Annotated in this window: 19 protein-coding genes; 6 read left to right on the plus strand and 13 right to left on the minus strand. The window is 72.2% G+C overall.

The features are described 5' to 3' along the window. Positions 1-225 precede the first annotated feature (225 nt). From ACFV3R_RS27305 to ACFV3R_RS27325, 5 genes are all read right to left on the minus strand, one after another. A complete protein-coding gene (locus tag ACFV3R_RS27305) occupies positions 226-516 on the minus strand; it encodes a DUF4229 domain-containing protein (protein WP_385588625.1) in 291 nt (96 codons plus the stop codon). A gap of 232 nt (positions 517-748) precedes the next feature. After that, positions 749-1,282, minus strand: a complete 534-nt coding sequence (locus ACFV3R_RS27310) for a GNAT family N-acetyltransferase (protein WP_385588628.1) — start codon at positions 1,280-1,282, stop codon at positions 749-751. Between the two features lie 76 nt (positions 1,283-1,358). Beyond that, the gene (locus ACFV3R_RS27315; RefSeq protein WP_385588631.1) at positions 1,359-2,021 is read right to left on the minus strand and encodes a UdgX family uracil-DNA binding protein; all 663 of its coding nucleotides are present in this window, start codon (positions 2,019-2,021) and stop codon (positions 1,359-1,361) included. A gap of 154 nt (positions 2,022-2,175) precedes the next feature. Then, positions 2,176-3,342: an aminofutalosine synthase MqnE gene (mqnE, locus tag ACFV3R_RS27320; protein WP_385588634.1), complete on the minus strand. Its 1,167-nt coding sequence runs from the start codon at positions 3,340-3,342 to the stop codon at positions 2,176-2,178. Between the two features lie 147 nt (positions 3,343-3,489). Continuing rightward, on the minus strand, positions 3,490-3,945 hold the full coding sequence (locus tag ACFV3R_RS27325; RefSeq protein WP_385588637.1) for an Lrp/AsnC family transcriptional regulator: 456 nt from the start codon (positions 3,943-3,945) through the stop codon (positions 3,490-3,492). Positions 3,946-4,070: 125 nt separating this feature from the next. Here ACFV3R_RS27325 and ACFV3R_RS27330 point away from each other — a divergent pair, with 125 nt between their 5' ends. Further along, positions 4,071-4,205 carry a hypothetical protein gene (locus ACFV3R_RS27330; protein ID WP_385588640.1) on the plus strand — a complete coding sequence of 45 codons (135 nt, stop codon included), beginning with the start codon at positions 4,071-4,073 and terminating at the stop codon, positions 4,203-4,205. Between the two features lie 72 nt (positions 4,206-4,277). Here ACFV3R_RS27330 and ACFV3R_RS27335 read toward each other — a convergent pair whose 3' ends face one another. The 4 genes from ACFV3R_RS27335 to ACFV3R_RS27350 all read right to left on the minus strand — a co-directional run bounded on the left by ACFV3R_RS27335 (position 4,278) and on the right by ACFV3R_RS27350 (position 8,218). Further along, on the minus strand, positions 4,278-5,057 hold the full coding sequence (locus ACFV3R_RS27335; protein ID WP_385588643.1) for a UbiX family flavin prenyltransferase: 780 nt from the start codon (positions 5,055-5,057) through the stop codon (positions 4,278-4,280). A gap of 87 nt (positions 5,058-5,144) precedes the next feature. Then, entirely contained in the window at positions 5,145-5,717 is a 573-nt protein-coding gene (locus ACFV3R_RS27340; RefSeq protein WP_385588646.1) for a Uma2 family endonuclease, read from the minus strand. 43 nt (positions 5,718-5,760) lie between these two features. Next, positions 5,761-6,681 (minus strand): menaquinone biosynthesis prenyltransferase MqnP, encoded by a 921-nt coding sequence (gene mqnP, locus ACFV3R_RS27345; protein ID WP_385588648.1) that lies wholly within the window; start codon positions 6,679-6,681, stop codon positions 5,761-5,763. 85 nt (positions 6,682-6,766) lie between these two features. Continuing rightward, complete coding sequence (locus ACFV3R_RS27350) at positions 6,767-8,218, minus strand: menaquinone biosynthesis decarboxylase (protein ID WP_385588651.1); 1,452 nt, start codon at positions 8,216-8,218, stop codon at positions 6,767-6,769. 137 nt (positions 8,219-8,355) lie between these two features. Between ACFV3R_RS27350 and ACFV3R_RS27355 the strand changes: the two genes are divergently transcribed. The 3 genes from ACFV3R_RS27355 (at position 8,356) to ACFV3R_RS27365 (ending at position 12,349) form a co-directional block, all read left to right on the plus strand. Continuing rightward, a complete protein-coding gene (locus tag ACFV3R_RS27355) occupies positions 8,356-8,784 on the plus strand; it encodes a PLD nuclease N-terminal domain-containing protein (RefSeq protein ID WP_385588654.1) in 429 nt (142 codons plus the stop codon). A 447-nt stretch (positions 8,785-9,231) separates the two neighbouring features. Next, positions 9,232-10,668, plus strand: coding sequence for an alkaline phosphatase family protein (locus tag ACFV3R_RS27360; RefSeq protein WP_385588657.1), 1,437 nt, complete (start codon positions 9,232-9,234; stop codon positions 10,666-10,668). Positions 10,669-10,921: 253 nt separating this feature from the next. Further along, a complete protein-coding gene (locus tag ACFV3R_RS27365) occupies positions 10,922-12,349 on the plus strand; it encodes an alkaline phosphatase family protein (protein WP_385588660.1) in 1,428 nt (475 codons plus the stop codon). 125 nt (positions 12,350-12,474) lie between these two features. On the opposite strand, the gene ccsB is transcribed toward ACFV3R_RS27365, so the two are convergent. The 4 genes from ccsB to ACFV3R_RS27385 are packed head-to-tail and all read right to left on the minus strand — an operon-like array spanning position 12,475 to position 16,855. Then, complete coding sequence (gene ccsB, locus ACFV3R_RS27370) at positions 12,475-13,635, minus strand: c-type cytochrome biogenesis protein CcsB (protein WP_385588663.1); 1,161 nt, start codon at positions 13,633-13,635, stop codon at positions 12,475-12,477. Then, the gene (locus tag ACFV3R_RS27375; protein WP_385588666.1) at positions 13,632-15,470 is read right to left on the minus strand and encodes a cytochrome c biogenesis protein ResB; all 1,839 of its coding nucleotides are present in this window, start codon (positions 15,468-15,470) and stop codon (positions 13,632-13,634) included. The genes ccsB and ACFV3R_RS27375 overlap by 4 nt, the downstream gene beginning before the upstream one ends. 4 nt (positions 15,471-15,474) lie before the next feature. Next, positions 15,475-16,233, minus strand: coding sequence for a cytochrome c biogenesis CcdA family protein (locus ACFV3R_RS27380; RefSeq protein WP_385588668.1), 759 nt, complete (start codon positions 16,231-16,233; stop codon positions 15,475-15,477). Between the two features lie 4 nt (positions 16,234-16,237). Beyond that, the gene (locus ACFV3R_RS27385; protein WP_385588671.1) at positions 16,238-16,855 is read right to left on the minus strand and encodes a TlpA family protein disulfide reductase; all 618 of its coding nucleotides are present in this window, start codon (positions 16,853-16,855) and stop codon (positions 16,238-16,240) included. 346 nt (positions 16,856-17,201) lie between these two features. Here ACFV3R_RS27385 and ACFV3R_RS27390 point away from each other — a divergent pair, with 346 nt between their 5' ends. Next, positions 17,202-18,575, plus strand: coding sequence for a nucleotide sugar dehydrogenase (locus tag ACFV3R_RS27390; protein ID WP_385588673.1), 1,374 nt, complete (start codon positions 17,202-17,204; stop codon positions 18,573-18,575). Between the two features lie 71 nt (positions 18,576-18,646). Beyond that, the gene (locus ACFV3R_RS27395) at positions 18,647-20,065 is read left to right on the plus strand and encodes a glycosyltransferase (RefSeq protein WP_385588754.1); all 1,419 of its coding nucleotides are present in this window, start codon (positions 18,647-18,649) and stop codon (positions 20,063-20,065) included. Positions 20,066-20,238: the final 173 nt, after the last annotated feature.

The following is a 20,238-nucleotide window of genomic DNA, read 5'->3' on the forward strand; positions in this document are numbered from 1 at the left end:
GAACACCGGGCCGGGACGGACCGGACCGGTGTCAGGACGGGCACAGAGGGGCGGCGAGGGGCGGCAGCCGGACGCCGCAGAACCGGGGCGGAGCGCCGCGGAGAGCCGAGCCCGGCAGGCCCGCGGGGAGCCCCGGCCCCAGGCCTGCGGGGCGGGGGTCGCGGGCGGCTCCGGCCGGGAGGGCTCAGGCGTGGCGGCCACGCCCACCGCGAGGCGGGCGCGCCCTCAGGCGACGCTGTCCTCCTGGCTGCGGTTCTCCGCGAGGCGCATCTTCTGGCGGTCGACCTGCGCGGAGATCTGCGCCGACATCACGTCCCGCTGGCGGCGCAGCAGCACGAAGCTGAGCGGGGCGGAGAGGACGATCGCCAGGAGCAGCAACCAGATGGTGTTGGAGTTGCCCACGCCGAGCGGGATGATCTTGAAGTAGGCGAGCACCCACACGACGCCGAAGCAGACGAGGAAGAGCCCGAAGCGGTAGAGGGAGTAGCGGAGGGCGGCGAACCGGGGGCTGCTCACGGCAGGACCTTCTTCACAACGGCGTCCGAATGGGGCACCCACCAGTGAAACACAACGCTGCCCGCGATCCACCGGCCCCCTCACCGCGCCTCTCTCCCCGCGAGGACACCGCAGGTCACCGCTGCGTGCGCGGGCCCGGCGGGGTGCCGGGGCCGGGAGGTCCGGGCAGCGCCCCGGAGCGGGACGCGGGGGCCGTACGGCGCGGGATGCGGGGCCGCGTGGTCGGCGGGCCTCAGCCGGTCGGGCCGAGCTCCAGCCACAGGGTGATGTCGTCCTCGTAGGTGTCCTCGCCGGTGCGGATGGCGCCCGGGACCCGCCCGACCTCCTTGTAGCCGCAGGCGGCGTAGAAGTTCTCCACGCCCCGCCCGCCCCGGCAGGTCAGCCGGATGCCGGTGAGGCCGGGCAGGCCGCGTGCCGCCTCGGCCGCAGCGGCCATCAGGTCCCGCCCGTAGCCCTTGCCCTGGTGCCGGGGGTGGACCATCACCGTGTAGAGCCAGCACCAGTGGGTCATGAGGCGGTGCGTGTTGAGGGTGAGGTAGGCGGTGGCCGCGACCGTGCCGTCGGCCTCCCGGCCCACCAGCAGGCGGGTGCGCCCCTCGGCCATCGCCGTCAGGTGGCGCAGCTGCTCGGCCCGGATCGCCGCACGGTCGGCGGGCGGCACGAATCCGACGGCCCCGTCGGCGTCGGTCACGTCGGCCCACAGGTCGACGAGGTTCTCCCGCAGCTGCGGGGTGACCGGCGGGTCGAGTTCGAAGCTCAGTGACATGCAGCCGACGGTAACGCGGTACGGGCGCCGATCGCCTTCGGGTTCCGGTCGGCGGACGGCAGGGGCGCTCGGCTGCTCAGCGGGCCAGCGCCTCGGCCGCCACGGTGAGGTCGCGGACCAGCCCGTCGAAGGCGGCGTCCCGGTCGTCGGCGCGCAGCACCGCGGAGGGGTGGACGGTGGCGAGGACCGGCACCGCGCGGGAGTGGACCTGCCGTTCCGTCAGTGCGCCGCGTTCCTCCCCGACCCGGAAGGACGAGCCGAACAGCGCCCGCCCGGCGGTGGCGCCGAGCACCACGAGGACCTCCGGGGCGACCAGGGCCGTCTCGCGGGCGAGCCACGGGCCGCAGGCCGTCATCTCCCGCAGGGTGGGGGCCTTGTGGATGCGGCGCTTGCCCCGCCCGGCGACGTGCTCGAACTTGAAGTGCTTGACGGCGTTGGTGCGGTAGGTCTCGCCGGGGTCGATCCCCGCCACGGCCAGCGCCCGGTCCAGCACGTGACCGGCCGGTCCGACGAAGGGCCTGCCCTGCCGGTCCTCCTGGTCGCCCGGCTGCTCCCCGACGAGCATGACCCGCGCCGTCGCCGTCCCCTCCCCGAACACCGTCTGCGTGGCGTCCCGGTGCAGCGGGCAGCCCCGGCAGTCGGCCGCCGCGCGGCGCAGGGCGGGGAGCCCGCCGCGCTCGGGCAGGAACGGTTCAGCGGTGTAGTCGTCCTCGGGCGTGTGCCCCGCCTTGCTCGCCATACCGCAGCGGGTACCCGGTGCCGGCCGGACGAGACGACCCGTCACCCGGGCACCGGCCGCCGGACGGGTGGGCCGCACACGGCCAGGGGGAGGGCGCCCGCACGGACGTCCTCCCCCTGGCTCCGCCGGCCGGACCCGGTCCGGCCGCCTCTCCTCAGACCCGCATGGGCTGCGGCGACTCGCGGCGCTCGGTGTCGGGGCCCGGGTACTCGTTGATGATCTCGTACCGGGTGTTGCGCTCGACCGGCCGGAAGCCCGCGTCGCGGATGAGCTCCAGCAGGTCGTCGCGGGTCAGCTTGTTGGGCGTGCCGTAGTTGTCCGCGTCGTGCGTGATCTTGTACTCGACGACCGAGCCGTCCATGTCGTCGGCGCCGTGCTGGAGGGCGAGCTGGGTGGTCTGCAGACCGTGCATGACCCAGAAGCACTTCACGTGCGGCACGTTGTCGAACAGCAGCCGGGAGACGGCGAAGGTCTTCAGCGCCTCGGCGCCGGAGGCCATGGTGGTCCGCGCCTGGAGGCGGTTGCGGATCTTGCCGTCCTTCATGTCCACGAAGTCGTGCTGGTAGCGCAGCGGGATGAAGACCTGGAAGCCGCCGGTCTCGTCCTGGAGCTCCCGCAGCCGCAGCACGTGGTCGACGCGGTGGCGGGGCTCCTCGATGTGCCCGTACAGCATCGTCGAGGGGGTCTTGAGACCCTTCTGGTGCGCCAGGCGGTGGATGCGCGACCAGTCCTCCCAGTGGGTGTCGTGGTCGACGATGTGCTGGCGGATCTCCCAGTCGAAGATCTCCGCGCCGCCGCCGGTCAGCGACTCCAGGCCGGCGTCGATCAGCTCGTCGAGGATCTCGGAGGCGGGCAGACCGGAGATCTTCTCGAAGTGGTGGATCTCGGTGGCGGTGAACGCCTTGAGGGCCACCGTGTCCGGCAGGGCTTCCTTGAGCGCCTTCAGCGAGCGGGGGTAGTACCGCCACGGCAGCGTCGGGTGGAGGCCGTTGACGATGTGCAGCTCGGTGAGCTTGTCGCCCTCCATCGCCTTGGCGAGCTTGACGGCCTCCTCGATGCGCATGGTGTACGCGTCCTTCTCCCCCGGCTTGCGCTGGAAGGAGCAGTACGCGCACGAGGCCGTGCACACGTTGGTCATGTTGAGGTGGCGGTTGACGTTGAAGTGGACGACGTCACCGTTCTTACGGGTGCGCACCTCGTGGGCGAGGCCACCGAGCCAGGCCAGGTCGTCCGACGCGTAGAGGGCGATGCCGTCCTCGCGGGACAGCCGCTCCCCGGCGTGGACCTTCTCCTCCAGCTCGCGTTTGAGCCCCGCGTCCATCGGGCGCCTCCCAGTCGTCTTCCTGCGTCAATCGGACCGCACCACCGTACTCCCCCACATTCCGCGGCCGACGCGCGAGGCGGCGCGGGCACGGCGGTGCGGGCGGGCCGCCGGCCCCGGGCCGGGGCCGGGCCGGGGCCGGCGCGCTCACTCCTCGTCGGGCAGGTCCCCGACGCGGTTCTCCCACTTGGTGGAGAGCACGACCGTGGTGCGGGTGCTGGAGACGCCCTTGGTGCCGGAGAGGCGCCGGATGGTGCGCTCCAGGCCGTCGACGTCGGGGACGCGGACCTTGAGCATGTAGGAGTCCTCGCCCGCGATGAACCAGCAGTCCTCGATCTCGGCGAGGTCCCGCAGCCGCTCGGCGACGTCGTGATGGTCGGTGGCGCCGGTCAGCGAGATGCCGACCAGTGCGGTGACGCCCAGCCCGAGGGAGCGGGCGTCGACCGTGGCCCGGTAGCCGGTGATGACCCCGGCGGCCTCCAGGCGGTTGATGCGGTCGGTCACCGAGGGACCGGAGAGGCCGACGAGCCGCCCCAGTTCGGCGTACGAGGCCCGCCCGTTCTCCCGAAGCGCCTGAATCAACTGCCGATCCACCGCATCCATCGCTGCCGACCTTCCAATCCGTCTTCGTTTTCCGGTTCTGGGTGTAGAATCTAAGGCATACAGGGTCCGATGCCCTGTCATTCTTTCGTAACGATCAACGAAGATCTTTCACAGGAGACGTCACCGTGTACTCGATCGAGATGGCCTACGCCCGCATGCGTGAGCTGCAGGACCAGGCCAATCGTTCCCGTGCCGTCCGGCCGGCGCCCGCGCAGCGGAGCCGCCGTCCCCTCTTCCGCGCCCTGACCCGCAAGCACTGACCCGAGCGCCCGCCCTGCGGGACGCAGCGCACCGCCCCGCTCCGGCCGGACGGTGCGGGACGGCGTCGTCCGTCATCCACCCCCCTCTCGGTCCGCCCCCCACCGGCCGCCGACTTCCCCGGCACCCGCCTGCGGGGGGCGTTCCCGTTGCGCGCGGGCCCCGCCCAGCTCCCCCTCCCACCGCCGGTACAGCGTGTGCCTCACGCCTGCCGCGTCCAGCACCCGACCGGCGACGAAGTCCACCAGGTCCTGGATGTGCCGCGCCCCCGCGTAGAACGCCGGAGAGGCCGGCAGCACCACCGCCCCCGCCTCGTCCAGTTCCACCAGGTGGCGCAGCACCGGCCCGGACAGCGGCGTCTCCCGGACGGTGACGACCAGCGGCCGGCGCTCCTTCAGCGTCACGCTCGCCGCGCGCTGCAGCAGGTCCTTGGAGAGTCCCAGCGCCATCCCGGCCACGCTCGCCGTGCTCGCCGGGACGACCAGCATCCCCTTGGCCGGGTACGAGCCGGAGGACGGCCCGGCCGCCAGGTCACCGGCCGCCCAGTGGCGCACCCCGGCCAGGTCGGCCCCGGCCACCTCGAAGGTCCCGGGCTCGCCGTCCGCACCGAGGTTGAGCCACTGCCGCAGGTCCGCCCGCCAGTGCGCGTCGCGGAACGGCGCCCCCGTCTCGTCCAGCAGGGTCAGCCTCGCCGAGCGCGAGACGACGAGGTCCACCGCCTCCCCGGCCGCCAGCAGCCCGCGCAGGACAGCGGCGGCGAAGGGGGTGCCGGACGCGCCGGAGACCCCCACGACCCAGGGCCGGCGGGGTCCTTCGGGTTGCGATTCGGAGGCGGGAGGCGGTGCGGGGGTCACAGGCCGAGACTATCCGGCACAGCGGACAGGGACTGAGGTCAGGGCTCGGGGACCACCTGCCTCGCTTTCAGGAGTCCCTAAGGGGACCTAACTCTCGCGGCGCCCGGGGTCGTCCACGGGGAGTCGTGACGTGTCCAGCGTGATCCTGCCCAGTGAGGTCTCCAACACGACGGGCTCGCCGTACTTGAGAACGTCCCGCCCCCGGTAGCCGTCGGGGCCGGGATTCCACATGGTCGTGCACTGCACCCGGTAGGGGTCGAAGATGAGGTAGTGGGCGATACCCCGTGCCGCGTACTTGCGGTCCTTGGTCTCGTAGTCGTTGCGCACACTTCCCGGCGAGACGACCTCGGCCACCAGCTCGATCAGCTCGGGCGGGTAGGAACTGCGGTTCTCGTCGACGGCCTCCTGCGGAATCACCGCCAGATCAGGACAGAACTCGTTACCGTCGTCGAAGGGGAAGGCCACGTCACTGGTGAACCCCCAGCCTTCCGGCACCTGGTCTTCCAGCGCGTTCCACAGCAGTCGGATAGTGGCGGCGTGGTGGGGACGGACCGGACTCATCATGATGCTGCCCTCGACGATCTCCAGCCGGTAGCCGGGGAACATCCCCTCCAACCGGCTCAGCTGCGAGTGCAGGCGGTCGAGCTCCGAAACGGTCACGGCAGCCTCCCTTGTCCTGCCTCGATGGTAGGCCGCAACCTACCTAGACCGTCAGCCCCCGCACCGCGAGATCCAGTACCGCACACACGAACAGGGCGATCCCGATGAACCCGTTGACGGAGAAGAACGCCCGGTTCAGCCGGGACAGGTCGTGCGGCCGGACGATGGTGTGCTCGTAGACGAAGGCACCGGCGACGATCACCAGGCCGACCCAGAAGAACACGCCCGCGTCGGTGGCCAGGGCGTACCAGACCAGCAGGGCCGTGGTCACCACGTGGCACCAGCGGGCTCCCCACAGCGCGGCCGGGATGCCGAAGCGGGCGGGGACGGACTTCACGCCGTGCGCCCGGTCGGCGCGCACGTCCTGGCAGCCGAAGATCAGGTCGAAGCCGCCGATCCAGATGCCGACCGCGAGGCCGAGGATCACCGCGTCCCAGTTCCAGCTGCCGCTGATCGCGATCCAGGCACCGATCGGGCCGATGGCCTGCGCCAGGCCCAGGATGGCGTGCGGGAAGTCGGTGAACCGCTTGCCGTAGGGGTAGACCACCATCGGCACCACGGCGATCGGCGCGAGGATCAGGCAGAGCGTGTTCAGCAGCGCCGCCGCGCCCAGGAAGAAGACGACGGCGACCAGCGCCCCCACCCACGCGGTGCGCACCGAGACCGCGCCGGTCACCAGCTCCCGCCCTGCGGTGCGCGGGTTCCGGGCGTCGATCTCGCGGTCGATGATGCGGTTGGCCGCCATCGCGAAGGTGCGCAGCCCCACCATGGCGACGGTCACCAGGACCAGCCGCCCCCAGTGCACGTTGCGGTCCCACTGGAACATCGCCGTCAGCGACGCGATGTAGGCGAAGGGCAGGGCGAACACGGAGTGCTCGATCATCACCAGGCGCAGGAACGCCCGGACCCTGCCGGTGGACTGCGCGGGGCCGGGCCCACCGATGATCTCCTCGGCCGTCGACATCACAGCCCGTACCCCGATACGCCCCCGCGAACGCGGGGAGACCCCGACTCCGCGCAGCCCTCGACCAACACCACAGAAACCGACATCACAGACCGTATTCCTTCCACCGCTTGTTCACCCGTTCGTGCGTCGCCGGATCGGAACGCACCATGTGCGGCCACCCACCGTCTCGCGTGTAGCCCTCCTCGGGCCACTTGGCGGTGGCGTCGATACCCGCCTTGCCGCCCCAGAACTGCTGGTACGAGGCGTGGTCGAGGTGGTCGACCGGGCCCTCCACGACGGTCAGGTCCCGGGCGTAGTCGGTGTTGCCAAAGGCCCGCCAGGCCACCTCGTGCAGGTCGTGGACGTCACAGTCGGCGTCCACCACCACGATGAGTTTGGTGAGCGACATCATGTGCGCACCCCAGATCGCGTGCATCACCTTCTGGGCGTGCTTGGGGTAGCGCTTGTCGATCGAGACGATGGCGCAGTTGTGGAAACCGCCGGCCTCGGGCAGGTGGTAGTCCACGATGTCCGGCACGATGATCTTCAGCAGCGGCAGGAAGAACCGCTCGGTGGCGCGGCCCAGCGGCCCGTCCTCCGTCGGCGGCCGGCCGACCACGATCGACTGCAGCAGCGGCTTGCGGCGCATCGTCACGCAGTCGATGGTCAGCGCCGGGAAGTCCTCCTGCGGGGTGTAGAAGCCGGTGTGGTCGCCGAAGGGCCCCTCCGGCAGCGTCTTCCCCGGCTCCAGCCAGCCCTCCAGTACCACCTCGGCGCCTGCGGGGACCTGGAGCGGGACCGTCTCGCAGTCGACCATCTCGACCCGGCGGCCCTGCACGAACCCGGCGAAGAGGTACTCGTCGATGTCGCCGGGCAGCGGGGCGGTGGAGGCGTACGTGACCGCGGGCGGGCAGCCGAAGGCGATCGCGACCGGCAGGCGCTCCCCGCGACGGGCGGCGACCTGGTAGTGGTTGCGGCTGTCCTTGTGGATCTGCCAGTGCATGCCGATGGTGCGGCGGTCGTGGCGCTGGAGGCGGTACAGGCCCAGGTTGCGCACGCCGGTCTCGGGGTGCCGGGTGTGGGTCAGGCCGAGGTTGAAGAAGGAGCCGCCGTCCTCGGGCCAGGTGAAGAGCGCGGGCAGCCGGTCGAGGTCGACGTCCTCGCCCTTGAGCACGACCTCGCGCACCGGCCCGTCCTTGACCTTCTTCGGCGGGACGTGCGTCATGCCCGCGAGCTTCCCGAAGGCCTCACGCGCCCCGACGAAGCCCTGCGGCAGCTCCGGCCTGAGCAGCCCGCCGATGCGCTCGCCGATGGCGTCGAAGGACGGCAGCCCCAGTGCCTTGAGCAGGCGCCGGTCGGTGCCGTAGACGTTCATCGCCAGCGGCATCGAGGAGCCCTTGACGTTCTCGAAGAGCAGGGCGGGGCCGCCGGCCTTCTGCACCCGGTCGACGATCTCCCCGACTTCGAGGTAGGGGTCCACCTCGACCTTGACGCGCCGGAGGTCGCCTTCGCGGTCGAGCGCCCGGAGGAACGAGCGAAGATCGTCGTAAGCCATACGTCCCAGTATCCGGTACGCACTACGCTGGGCCCGTCACCGGGGGCCCACCCGCACCCGGCACCATCCACCGACCGCCGCCCGCCGCTGGTGAGGCCCGGCCGGCCGCACCGTGACGACGTCGGGGGTCGCTCGCCATGCTCCGGTACCTGCCCTTCCTCCTCGTCCTCGCGCTGTGGATCTACGCCTTCGTCGACTGCCTCCAGACGCCCGAGGAGGAGGTGCGGGGCCTGCCGAAGACGGTGTGGGCACTGGTGATCCTGCTCTTCGGTGAGGTGCTGGTCGGCCCGGTCGCCTGGCTGATCGCGGGCCGGCCGCGCGGGCGTTCCCCGCTCGGTGCCGCCCGCGACAGCCGGCGCTCCCGGCAGGACCGGGTGGCGCCGGACGACGATCCCGAGTTCCTCCGGTCCCTGGACACCGGGGCGGCCCGGCGGGCGGAGCAGGCCCGGCAGGACGAGCAGCGGCTGAGCGACTGGGAGGCCGACCTGCGGCGCCGGGAGGAGGAACTGCGGCGGCGGGAGTCGGACGGCCGCGGCTCGGGAGCCGAGGAGACCCCGGGGGCCTGAACGCGCCGCGCCTGAACACGCAGGACCCACAGGAGTGCCGCCCTGAGAACGTGCCGCTCTGAGGACATGCGGCCCCGAGAACGTGCCGCCCTGAGGACGTGCGGGCCTGACGGCTCGCGGTCGTGAGCGCGCGGACCTGACGGCCCGTGGCACGGACCCCGGCACATCAGCTCGCCGCCTCGCCACCGCCACGCGTCAACCCACCACATCTGCCGTCACACGAAGGTGTCGGCCTGTCGGGATGCGGACCTCACGCCCCGTCACCTCGGGTATTCATGACTGCGTCCAGGGGCGCGGCCGGCCGCCACGCCTACCGCTCCCCCACCGTTCACGACCAGTTGGCGCACGCTTCACGCGCTCCCTCCTGCCTGCCCACCCGGGCTCCGGAGAGAGTCGTCGATGCCCACCCCACCCCCCTCCTCGCGACCCCAAGGGAGAAGGCATCCCATGCCCGACATCAGCCGTCGCCGGCTCCTCGGCTCCGCCGCAGGCGCCACCGCGGGCGCCGCCGCGCTCTCGCTCCTCCCGCCCAGCGTGCAGCGCGCGGTCGCCGCCGGTCCGCCGCGCGGCGGGTCGCTGCGGGACGTCGAACACGTCGTCATGCTGATGCAGGAGAACCGTTCCTTCGACCACTACTTCGGGACCCTGCGCGGAGTCCGGGGCTTCGACGACCCGGGTGCCGCGAAGCTCTCCACCGGCAAGTCGGTCTTCTACCAGCCCGACACGGAGAACCCGGACGGCTACACCCTCCCCTTCCACCTGGACACCAAGAACTCCAGCGCCCAGGCGATCCCCTCCACCAGCCACGCCTGGTCCGTCCAGCACCAGGCCTGGAACAACGGCCGCATGGACCAGTGGCTGCCCGCCCACCGCAAGGCCGACGGCAAGAACGGCCCGTACGTCATGGGCTACTACGACCGCCGCGACATCCCCTTCCAGTACGCCCTCGCCGACGCCTTCACCATCTGCGACAACTACTTCTGCTCGGTCATGGGACCGACCTGGCCCAACCGGCTCTACTGGATGACGGGCACCATCGACCCCGGCGGCACGCTGGGCGGCCCGGTCCTCAACAACACGGCGCCCTCGCCCTACCGCTGGAAGACCTACGCCGAGCGGCTGGAGGAGGCCGGCATCAGCTGGAAGGTCTACCAGCAGGAGGACGACTACGGCTGCAACATGCTGGAGAACTTCCAGGCCTTCAAGGACGCAGCTCCCGGCAGCCCCCTGTACGAGAAGGGCGTCCGGCCGCAGCCCGAGGGCACCTTCGAGGACGACGCACGGCACGACCGGCTCCCCGCGGTCTCCTGGATCATCCCGACCGCCACGGAGTCGGAGCACCCCGACTACCTGCCGGCCGCCGGCGCCGACTTCGTCGCCCGCAAGATCGAGGCCATCGCGTCCAACCCCAAGGTCTGGGCGAAGACCGCCTTCATCCTCAACTACGACGAGAACGACGGCCTCTTCGACCACGTCGTGCAGCCGACGGCACCGGCCGGCACGAAGGACGAGTACGTGCAGGGTCTGCCCATCGGCGCCGGCTTCCGGGTGCCCTGCCTGATCGTCTCGCCGTGGACGGTGGGCGGCTGGGTGGCCCGGGACCGCTTCGACCACACCTCCGTCCTGCGGTTCCTGGAGGAGTTCACCGGGGTCCGGGAGCCCAACATCTCCGCCTGGCGCCGCTCCACCTTCGGCGACCTCACCTCCGCCTTCGGCTTCCGGGGTGCGGCCCACCCGGCGCCCAGGCTGCCCGAGGACACCGAGGAGCAGCTGGCCACAGCCCAGTGGGAGGTCGCCAACCTGCCGGCCCCGACCCTGCCGGGCGACGCCCAGAAGGTGCCGCACCAGGAGTCGGGCCGGCGCGGCCGTCGCGGTCACAGCTGACCGGCCGGTCGCAGCTGACCGGTCGGCGGGCCGGCTGCGCAGGTGAGGCGGGATGTTCCGGGGCGGAGGGGGAGCCTCCTCCTCCGCCCCGTCTCCCCGCCCGGGGCCGGACGGGTCGGGCTGTGGCGGCTTCCGGCCAGTGAACAGAGGTGGTTGCGCCATTCACGTAACCGCCATTGTTCCTCCACCTTCTCTCCCGGGACAGTCGTGGGCGCTCCGCGCCCATCACACGACTTGAGGGGAAGGCACCGCCATGCCCGACATCACCCGTCGTCGGCTTCTGGGTACCGCTGCCGGTGTCACCGCCGGCGCCACCACGCTCTCGCTCCTGCCGCCCAGCGTGCAGCGCGCGGTCGCCGCCGGTCCGCCGCGCGGCGGGTCGCTGCGGGACATCGAGCACGTGGTCCTGCTGATGCAGGAGAACCGTTCCTTCGACCACTACTTCGGCACTCTGCGCGGGGTCCGGGGCTTCGACGACCCCGACGCGCTCAGACTCCCGAACGGCAGACCCGTCTTCTACCAGCCCGACGCGGAGAACCCGGACGGCTACACCCTCCCCTTCCACCTGGACACCAGGCGGTCCAGCGCCCAGGCGATCCCCTCCACCAGCCACGCCTGGTCCGTCCAGCACCAGGCCTGGAACAACGGCCGCATGGACCAGTGGCTCCCGGCGCACCGCAAGGCCGACGGGGCGAACGGCCCCTACGTCATGGGCTACTACACCCGCCATGACATCCCGTTCCAGTTCGCCCTCGCCGACGCCTTCACCATCTGCGACGACTACTTCTGCTCGCTGATGGGCCCGACCTGGCCCAACCGGCTCTACTGGATGACGGGGACGGTGGACCCGGGCGGGACGATGGGCGGGCCGATCACGAACAACACCGCCCCGACGCCGTACCGCTGGAGGACCTACGCCGAGCGGCTGGAGGAGGCCGGCATCAGCTGGAAGGTCTACCAGCAGGAGGACGACTACGGCTGCAACCTCCTGGAGCCCTTCCAGACCTTCCGGGACGCAGCTCCCGGCAGCCCCCTGTACGAGAAGGGCGTCCGGCCGCAGCCCGAGGGCACCTTCGAGGACGACGCACGGCACGACCGGCTCCCCGCGGTTTCCTGGATCATCCCGACCGCGGCCGAGTCGGAGCACCCCGACTACCTGCCGGCCGCCGGCGCCGACTTCGTCGCCCGCAAGATCGAGGCCATCGCGTCCAACCCCAGGGTCTGGGCGAAGACCGCCTTCATCCTCAACTACGACGAGAACGACGGCCTCTTCGACCACGTCGTACCGCCCACCCCGCCTGCGGGAACGCCGGACGAGTTCATCGGCGGACTGCCGATCGGGGCGGGGTTCCGGGTGCCGTGTCTGGTGATCTCGCCGTGGACGGTGGGCGGCTGGGTGGCGCGCGAGCGCTTCGACCACACCTCCGTCCTGCAGTTCCTGGAGAAGTGGACGGGGGTGGCGGAGCCCAACATCTCCGCCTGGCGCCGGGAGACCTTCGGCGACCTCACCTCCGCCTTCGGTTTCCACTCACCCGCGCACCACGCGCCGCGCCTGCCGCGGGACACGGCGTTGCGGCTGGCGGCGGCGCAGTGGCAGGTCTCGCACCTGCCGGCACCCGACCTGCCGGGGAGCGACCAGTCGATGCCGCACCAGGAGCACGGCCACCGCGGCAGCCGCTGACGCCGCCCCGCCCGTCCGGCCGCGGCCTGCTCCTCCGCCGCGGGACGTCCCGCCCGGGTCTGCACACACCGCGGGCCGGCCCCCCGCTGGAGGGGGCCGGCCCGCGGCCGGTGGTGCGTCCTGCGTCAGGAGGCGTAGGAGTGCAGCCCCGGCATGAGGTAGTTCACGCCGTAGTAGTTCCAGATGTAGCAGGCGAAGGCGATGAGCCCCAGCCACGCGGCGCGGCGGCCCTTCCAGCCGGCGGTGGCCCGGGCGTGGAGGTAGCAGGCGTAACCGACCCAGGTGATGAACGCCCAGGTCTCCTTGGGGTCCCAGCCCCAGTAGCGGCCCCAGGCGGCCTCGGCCCAGATCGCGCCCGCGATGATCGTGAAGGTCCACAGCGGGAAGACGGTGGCGTTGACGCGGTAGGCGAACTTGTCCAGCGAGGCCGCTGCGGGCAGCCGGGAGAGGACGTCGTTGCCGAGCACCCGGGCCTTCAGCCAGAACGTGCTGTCCTCGGCCTTCGCGGGGTTGCTCTGCGCCGTGGTCAGGCGGCGCACCAGGGCCTCGACGCGCCCGTCGGCCAGCCGGTTCTCGTAGTGGTCGCGCAGGATGTACAGCAGGCTGGCGACGGCGCCCATGTACAGCACGGCGCCGGAGATGATGGCGCAGCTGACGTGGATCCACAGCCAGTAGGAGTGCAGGGCCGGCACGAGCTGGTCGCTGGCCTGGTAGAGCACTGTGACGGCGAGGCCGAGGTCGAGCAGGACGGTGACCACCAGCGGCAGGCCGATCCACCGGACCCGCTTGCCCGTCAGGAGGAGCACCAGGTAGGCGGCGACGGCGACGGCACCGATGGTGCAGGAGAACTCGTAGAGGTTGCCCCAGGGGGCGCGCTGCACCGACATGGCGCGGGTGACCACGCCACCGACGTGGATGGCGAAGGCCAGCACGGTCAGCGAGATCGCCATCCGGCCGTACAGGTCGCCCTTCTCGGTGCCGCCCGCGGCGCCCGGCCCGTCGGGGACGTCGCGGCTGCCGGCGGCGCTGCGGGTGACGACCTTCGGGCGTTCCAGCACCGCCGTGCCGCCGCGGGTGGCGACGTTCACCGACGGAGCAGCGCTCGTGGCCGCCGGCTGCGCGGACGCGGTCAGGGCGGCGGCGGTGCGGCCCACCCGGCTGCGGCTGCCGAGGACCCACTCGGCCATGTGCGCGAGGAAGGCCAGGGTGTAGACGGCCATGGCCGAGTAGATCAGGTAGTTGCTGAGGTGCGCCAGGTTCTCGTTGGCGCCGGCGGCGATGCTCACGCGCGCGCTCCTTCGGAGGGGTCTGCGGGGCCGGTGGAGGCCGTGGGCTCCGCGGCGGTACCGGATGCGGGGGCGTCGTTCTGTGCGGGTCCCGGGGCGTCGGCGGTCCCGGGCCCGCCGTCGGTGGGAGAGTCTGCGCCGGTCCCGTCGGCGGTCCGGGAGGGGGTGGCGGGCGCCTCGTCGTGGAGGGTGAGGGCCAGGTCGCCCAGCTCCTCGGGGAGGCGGGCGGACTCGCTGCGGCCGAGGCCGGCCATCTCCACCACGGTGACGGTCCGGCCGTCGACCGTGACGGGACGGCTGCGCACCCACACCCGGCGCCGCTGGATGAACAGCGAGCCGGCCAGGCCGAGCAGCGCGGCCACCGCGCCGCCGAGGGCGAGGCCGTTGGCGGGCTGGTGCGAGATCTTGAAGCTGGCCCACTGCTTGACGCCGTCGAAGGTGATCGAGCCGTCGCCGCCGGGGAGGGTCATCTTCTCGCCGGGCAGCATCATCTTCGCCAGCGGCTGCCCCTTGGACGTGTACTGCTTGAGGCCCTTCTTGTCGAGCTGGTAGACGCTCTGCGGCAGCCCGGAGTCGACGCCGAGGTCACCGTGGTAGGCGGTGAGCGTCAGCACCGGGTAGTCCAGTGCGGGGAACTGGGAGAACATCGAGCCCGAGCCCTTGCCGCCGAAGGTGGGGACGAAGAAGCCCTGGAAGCCGAGCTGGTTGGCCTTGCCGCTCGGGGTCTGCGCACCGGGCACCTTGATGACGCCGGTGGAGGTGTAGTTCTGCGTCTCCTGCGGCAGGAACGGCGTGGCGCCGCGGTAGACGACCTTGCCGCGGCCGTCGCGGACGGTGACGACCGGCGAGTAGCCGTGGCTGAGCAGGTAGACCCGGTCGCCGCCGATGTCCAGCGGCTGGTTGACCTTGATGGTGCCCTTGTGCTCGGCCCCGTCCGCACCCGAGTAGTAGGTGATGTCGGCCTGGAACTTGCGCGGGGTGCCCTTGTTGGGGCCGGAGCGCTCGTAGGTGGCCTCGAACTTCTTGAGGTTGAAGCCGAAGGGCTCCATGGAGCCGGTGTCGTAGAACGAGCCGGAGTGGAAGTCGTCGTACTGCGGGATGCTGTTGGCGAAGCCGCCGCCCTCGGTGATCAGCTTGCCGCCCTCGGCCTTCCACAGCTGCCCGGAGGCGAAGGCGACCAGCATCACGATGAGGGCGACGTGGAAGACCAGGTTCCCGGCCTCCCGCAGGTAGCCCTTCTCGGCGGCGACCGAGTCGCCGGTGGTCTGGATGCGGAACCGGCGGCGGCGCAGCAGCCGGGCGGCGGCCTGCGTGACCTCTTCCGGGGCGGCCTCGCTGTGCCAGGTGGTGTAGGCGGGCATCCGGTCCAGCCGGCTGGGGGCGCGCGGCGGGCGACCGCGGAGCTGCCCCACGAACTGCCAGCTCCGCGGGACGATGCAGCCGATCAGCGAGATGAAGAGCAGCAGGTAGATCGCGGAGAACCACACCGAGCTGTAGACGTGGAACATCCCGATCTTGTCGTACAGCGGGCCCAGCTTCGTGTGGTCGGCCTGGAACTGCTCGACCCGGCTGGGGTCGGTGGAGGTCTGCGGCACCAGCGAGCCGGGGATCGCTGCGAGCGAGAGCAGGAAGAGCAGGATCAGCGCCACCCGCATCGAGGTGAGCTGGCGCCAGAACCAGCGCAGCCAGCCGATCGGTCCCAGGGCGGCGACGGTGACGTCCTCGCGCGGCGCCGTCGACAGGCCCGCGGTGGCGGGCGCCTCGCCGGCGTTCCCGCCCCGGGCGCCGTCCGCGTCGGCGGCTGTCTCGTGCGGGGTGTCGGTCTTGGAGGACATCAGTTCAGATCCCAACGGTGAAGCTCGACGACCAGCTCTGGATCGTGGAGACCATGCTGTCCCACACACCTGTGAGCAGCAGCAGGCCGAGCACGACCATCATGCCGCCGCCCAGCCGCATCACCCACAGGTAGTGGCGCTTGACCCACCCGAAGGCACCCAGGGCCTTGCGGAAGGCCAGCGCCACGAAGATGAACGGCAGGCCGAGCCCGAGGCAGTAGGCGACGGTCAGCAGGGCGCCCCGGCCCGCGCTGGCCTGGTTGAAGGACAGGCTGTTGACGGCGGTCAGGGTCGGCCCGAGGCAGGGCGTCCACCCGACGCCGAACAGGACGCCGAGCACCGGCGCGCCCGCCAGGCCCATGGCGGGCTTCTTGTGGAAGCGCAGCTCCCGCTGGCCGACGCCCCGCAGCACACCGGCGAAGGCCAGCCCCAGCACGATCATGAGTGCGCCGAGGACCTTGGAGATGACGCCCTCGTAGCTGCGCAGCGTGTAGCCGAAGTAGCCGAAGAGAGCGCCGCTGGAGACGAACACGGCGGTGAAGCCGAGCACGAAGAGGGCCGCGCCGGCGAACATCCGGCCCCGCCGCGCCTCGGCGAGGTCGGTCCCGGTGACGCCGGTGACGTAGCTCATGTAGCCGGGCACCAGCGGCAGGACGCAGGGCGAGAAGAAGGAGACCAGGCCGCCTGCGAGGGCGACCGGGAGGGCGACCAGCAGGGCGCCGCTCAGCACGGTCTGGTTCTGTCCGAAGGCGAGCGAGATCATCGGCTCACTTCTCGGCGATCAGCGGGTCGACCATCTTGCGCAGGTCCTCCTCGGTCAGCGGCCCCATGTAGCGCGCGGCGAGGCGGCCCTTGCGGTCGATGACGAGGGTGGAGGGGATGCCGTCGGGGTTGAGTTCGCCCTTGCTGAAGCGGAGCAGCAGCTTGCCGGTGGGGTCGAAGAGGCTGGGGTAGCCCACCTTGTGGCGCTGCTCGAAGCTGACCGCCTGCGCCTTGTCGTCGTCGCGGGTGTTGATGCCGACGAACTGGACGCCCTTGGCCTTGGTGTCGCGGGCGACCTTGTCGAGGTTGGCCGCCTCGGCGTTGCAGGGGCTGCACCAGGAGCCCCAGACATTGAGGACGATGACCTTGCCCCGGTAGGCGGAGACGTCCAGGTGCTTGCCGCGGGTGGTGGGCCCGGACAGTTCGGGGGCCGGCTTGCGGTCGGCCGCGGGGACGGTGGCGATGCCGTCCTTGCCCTGCACGAAGTTGGTCTGCGAGCCCCCGCCGGAGGTGCCGCTGCCGCAGGCACTGAGCAGCAGCAGGGACGCCAGGGCCGCGCCGGCGGCGGGCAGGGCGGTACGGCTACGGCCGGACAGACGGCGGGAGCTGCGGCAGGCACTCATGTGAAAAGTTTCGCATGGGTGCACAACGGATCTTCCGCACCCCCCTGACGCCCTCGTCACACCGCCGCGACCTGCGAAGCCCCGCCCTCCCGGCGACGGCGGGCGGACCCGTCGGCACACCGGGACCCATGCCGCCCGCCCGCGCCGGGCGAGGCGACGACGGCCGCCCGAGGGGTGCGGGAAGATCGCACACAAGGTGACGGACCGTCAGTTCTCTCCTGGACCGTTGGGGTGGTCGCGTCCCCGGGTCGCCGAGTCGTCGACCGGCACGTGACCCCGCACAGTACAGATCCTTCCTGTGACTGCTCTGACAAATAGCATCAAAGGTGCAGAAACGGTTGAGGCGGTGACCACCTCCGCCCCACGTCCGACGTGGGACGCCGACGTGCCGACCGCCACCCGCAGCGCCCCCTGCGGCTGTCCCCCGCCGTCCGCCGTGCTCCCCGCCCAACCCACCGCGGCGGCGCGGGCGGCCACGGTCGCGGTCATGGGCCTCGGTTACGTGGGGCTGCCCACCGCGCTGGCGCTGCGGGCGGCCGGCGCGCACGTCCTCGGGGTGGACGTGCGCGAGGAGCGGTTGCGGGAGGTCCGTGCGGGACGGGTCGACCTTCCTGCCGACGGGCGCGCCGCGCTCGCCGCCGCGCTGCGGGACGGGGAGCTCGCACTCTCCACGGAGGCGGCCGTCCTGACCCGTGCCGACGCCGTCCTGATCTGCGTCCCGACGCCGGTGGACGCCCACCGCGTCCCCGACCTCGGTGCGCTGCGGGCGGCGTGCGCCACGGCGGTGGCCCGTGCCCGTCCCGGCCAGCTCCTGGTCCTGACCTCCACCGTCCACGTCGGGGCCACCCGCGAGCTGCTGGTGGAGCCGCTCGCTCGGCGGGGGCTGCGCGTCGAGGAGGACGTGTACGTGGCGTTCGCGCCCGAGCGCATCGACCCCGGCAACCCCGACCACACCCCCGAGCGCACCCCGCGCGTCGTCGGCGGGGCCGGGCCGCGCAGCACGGACCTGGCCTGCGCCCTGCTGGCCGGTACGGCTCCCACCGTGCACCGCGTCGCGGACCCGGAGACCGCCGAGATGGCCAAGCTCTGGGAGAACACCTTCCGCGCGGTGAACATCGCCCTGGCCAACGAGCTCTCGGACGCCTGCGAGGAGCTGGGGCTCGCCCCGATGCCGGTGATCGAGGCCGCCGCCACCAAGCCGTACGGGTTCATGCCGTTCTACCCGGGGCCGGGCGTGGGCGGCCACTGCATCCCCTGCGACCCGCACTACCTGCTCTGGCAACTGCGCTCCCGGCGGGCTTTCGCCCCCGTGGTGGAGAGCACCATGGCGGCCATCGCGGCCCGCCCGGGGCAGGTGGTGCGCCGGGCCCGCGAACTCCTCGCCGCCCGCGGCACCCCGCCCGCCGGTGCCCGGGTGCTGGTGGTCGGACTCAGCTACAAGCCAGGGGTCGCGGACGTGCGCGAGAGCCCCGCCCTGGAGATCGTGGACCGCCTGGCCGACCTGGGCGCGGACGTCGGCTACCTCGACCCGCTGCTGCCGTCGGTGCGCCACCGGGGGCGGGAGCTGCGGCGGGTGACCGACCCCGCGGCGGCGGACTGGGACCTCGTCCTCATCCACACCGTGCAGCCCGGCACCGACCTCTCCGCCCTGCCCGCCTCGGTGCCCGTCCTGGACACCACGCACCGGTCGGACCGCCGCCTCGCGGAGGTGCCCGCGTGACGGAGACGACCACCGCCCCCCACTCCCCGGCGACCACCGCCCCGGGCGCGCCCCCGGTCCCCGAGGTCCCGCTGCCGGCGCCCCGGCGGGTGTGGTGGCGGACCGCCGCCCCGGACCCGGGGGTGCGGCACGGCCTGCGGCGGTTGCTCGTCGTGGTCTGCCTGCTGCCGCTGCTGCTGCTCCTGGCGCGGCAGGCGGTGCGGCTGCCGCACGAGGGCGATCCCGCCCTCGCCTACGGCTGCGCGGTCCTGGCCGGCACTCTCCTCGCCCTCCACCTCGCCTACGGCCGCTACGAGGACCCCGCCGAGGTGACACTGCGCGGCCGCCCCCGCCGCCCGGCCGGCTTCCCGGCGCTGCCGGACGTCCCGAAGGTCGCTGCGCTGCTCGCGGTCAAGGACGAGGTGGACCACATCGAGCGCTGCGTGCGGTCCATGGCGGCCTCCGACCTTCCCGGGCTGGAGATCGTCGTGGTGGACGACCACTCCACCGACGGCACCGGGGCCGTGCTGGAGCGGTTGCGCCGGGAGCTCGGCATCACGGTGATCAGCCTGGAGCGCAACCTCGGCAAGAAGCAGGCGCTGGTCCGCGCCTGCGCCGTGACCGACGCGGACGTCCTGGCCTTCACCGACTCCGACTGCGTGCTGGCGCCCGACGCCGTGCGGCGCTGCGTGCGGGCGCTGGTGCGCCACCCCGAACTGGGTGCCGTCAGCGGCCACTGCCGGGCGCTGAACGCCGCGTCCGGTCCGCTCGCCCGCGCGCAGGACGTCTGGTACGAGGGGCAGTTCCGCGTCGCGAAGGCCGCCGAGTCCGTCTTCGGAGCGGTCAGCTGCGTCTCCGGGCCGCTCGCCGTCTTCCGCCGCGACGCCGTCTACAACTACCTGCCCGCCTGGGCCGGTGACCGCTTCCTCGGCGCCCCCTTCCGTTTCGCCACCGACCGCCAGCTGACCGGTTACGTACTGGGCCAGGCCTGGATCGGGCGCCGGTTGAAGCAGCGGTACGCCACGTCGCCGTTCGTCACGCGGGAGGACCACCCCGAGCGCCGCTGGCAGGTGGGGTACGTGCGCTCGGCGCGGGTGTGGACCATCGTCCCGGCGCGGCTCGGTCCGTTCCTGCGGCAGCAGATCCGCTGGAAGAAGAGCTTTGTGCGGAACCTGTTCTTCACCGGCACCTTCATGTGGCGCCGCGGCGCGGGTGCCGCCGTCCTCTACTACAGCCACGCGCTGTGGGTCCTGCTCGGCCCGTTGATGGTCGCCCGCCACCTGCTGTGGGCACCGCTGCACACCGCCGGCTGGCTGACGCTCCTCTACCTGGCCGGGGTCGCCCTCAAGGGCTGCGTCTGGGGCGTGGCGTACCGCCTGGACCACCCCGGCGACACCCGGTGGCGCTACCGGCCGCTGATGAGCCTGCTGTCCTGCGTGCTGCTGTCGTGGCTGCTGCCGTACGCCCTGCTGACCGTCCGCCGAGGAGTCTGGAGGAGGAGCCCCGCGTGAACACGTTCCTACGAGCGGTGCGTCGTTGGACGGTCGGCCTGCTCAGCGGCGCTGCCGTCACCGCCCTGTACGTCCTGGTCCTCACCCGGGGGCATGCCCTGTGAGGCCCCGGACCCACCGCGCGGAGCCGCCGCCCCCACCTGCGGGACGCACCCCGGCGCGGGCCCGGAACC

It is taken from the genome of Streptomyces sp. NPDC059740 (assembly GCF_042733155.1).
Taxonomy (GTDB): Bacteria; Actinomycetota; Actinomycetes; order Streptomycetales; family Streptomycetaceae; genus Streptomyces.

Bases quoted from the DNA above. Each gene is read 5' to 3' on its own strand.
- ACFV3R_RS27380 (WP_385588668.1), bottom strand. From the start codon at position 16,233: ATGATCTCGCTCGCCTTCGGACAGAACCAGACCGTGCTGAGCGGCGCC.
- ACFV3R_RS27350 (WP_385588651.1), bottom strand. From the start codon at position 8,218: ATGGCTTACGACGATCTTCGCTCGTTCCTCCGGGCGCTCGACCGCGAA.
- ACFV3R_RS27365 (WP_385588660.1), top strand. From the start codon at position 10,922: ATGCCCGACATCACCCGTCGTCGGCTTCTGGGTACCGCTGCCGGTGTC.
- ACFV3R_RS27360 (WP_385588657.1), top strand. From the start codon at position 9,232: ATGCCCGACATCAGCCGTCGCCGGCTCCTCGGCTCCGCCGCAGGCGCC.
- ACFV3R_RS27315 (WP_385588631.1), bottom strand. From the start codon at position 2,021: ATGGCGAGCAAGGCGGGGCACACGCCCGAGGACGACTACACCGCTGAA.
- ACFV3R_RS27375 (WP_385588666.1), bottom strand. From the start codon at position 15,470: ATGTCCTCCAAGACCGACACCCCGCACGAGACAGCCGCCGACGCGGAC.
- ACFV3R_RS27385 (WP_385588671.1), bottom strand. From the start codon at position 16,855: ATGAGTGCCTGCCGCAGCTCCCGCCGTCTGTCCGGCCGTAGCCGTACC.
- ACFV3R_RS27310 (WP_385588628.1), bottom strand. From the start codon at position 1,282: ATGTCACTGAGCTTCGAACTCGACCCGCCGGTCACCCCGCAGCTGCGG.
- ACFV3R_RS27325 (WP_385588637.1), bottom strand. From the start codon at position 3,945: ATGGATGCGGTGGATCGGCAGTTGATTCAGGCGCTTCGGGAGAACGGG.
- mqnP (WP_385588648.1), bottom strand. From the start codon at position 6,681: ATGTCGACGGCCGAGGAGATCATCGGTGGGCCCGGCCCCGCGCAGTCC.
- ACFV3R_RS27355 (WP_385588654.1), top strand. From the start codon at position 8,356: ATGCTCCGGTACCTGCCCTTCCTCCTCGTCCTCGCGCTGTGGATCTAC.
- mqnE (WP_385588634.1), bottom strand. From the start codon at position 3,342: ATGGACGCGGGGCTCAAACGCGAGCTGGAGGAGAAGGTCCACGCCGGG.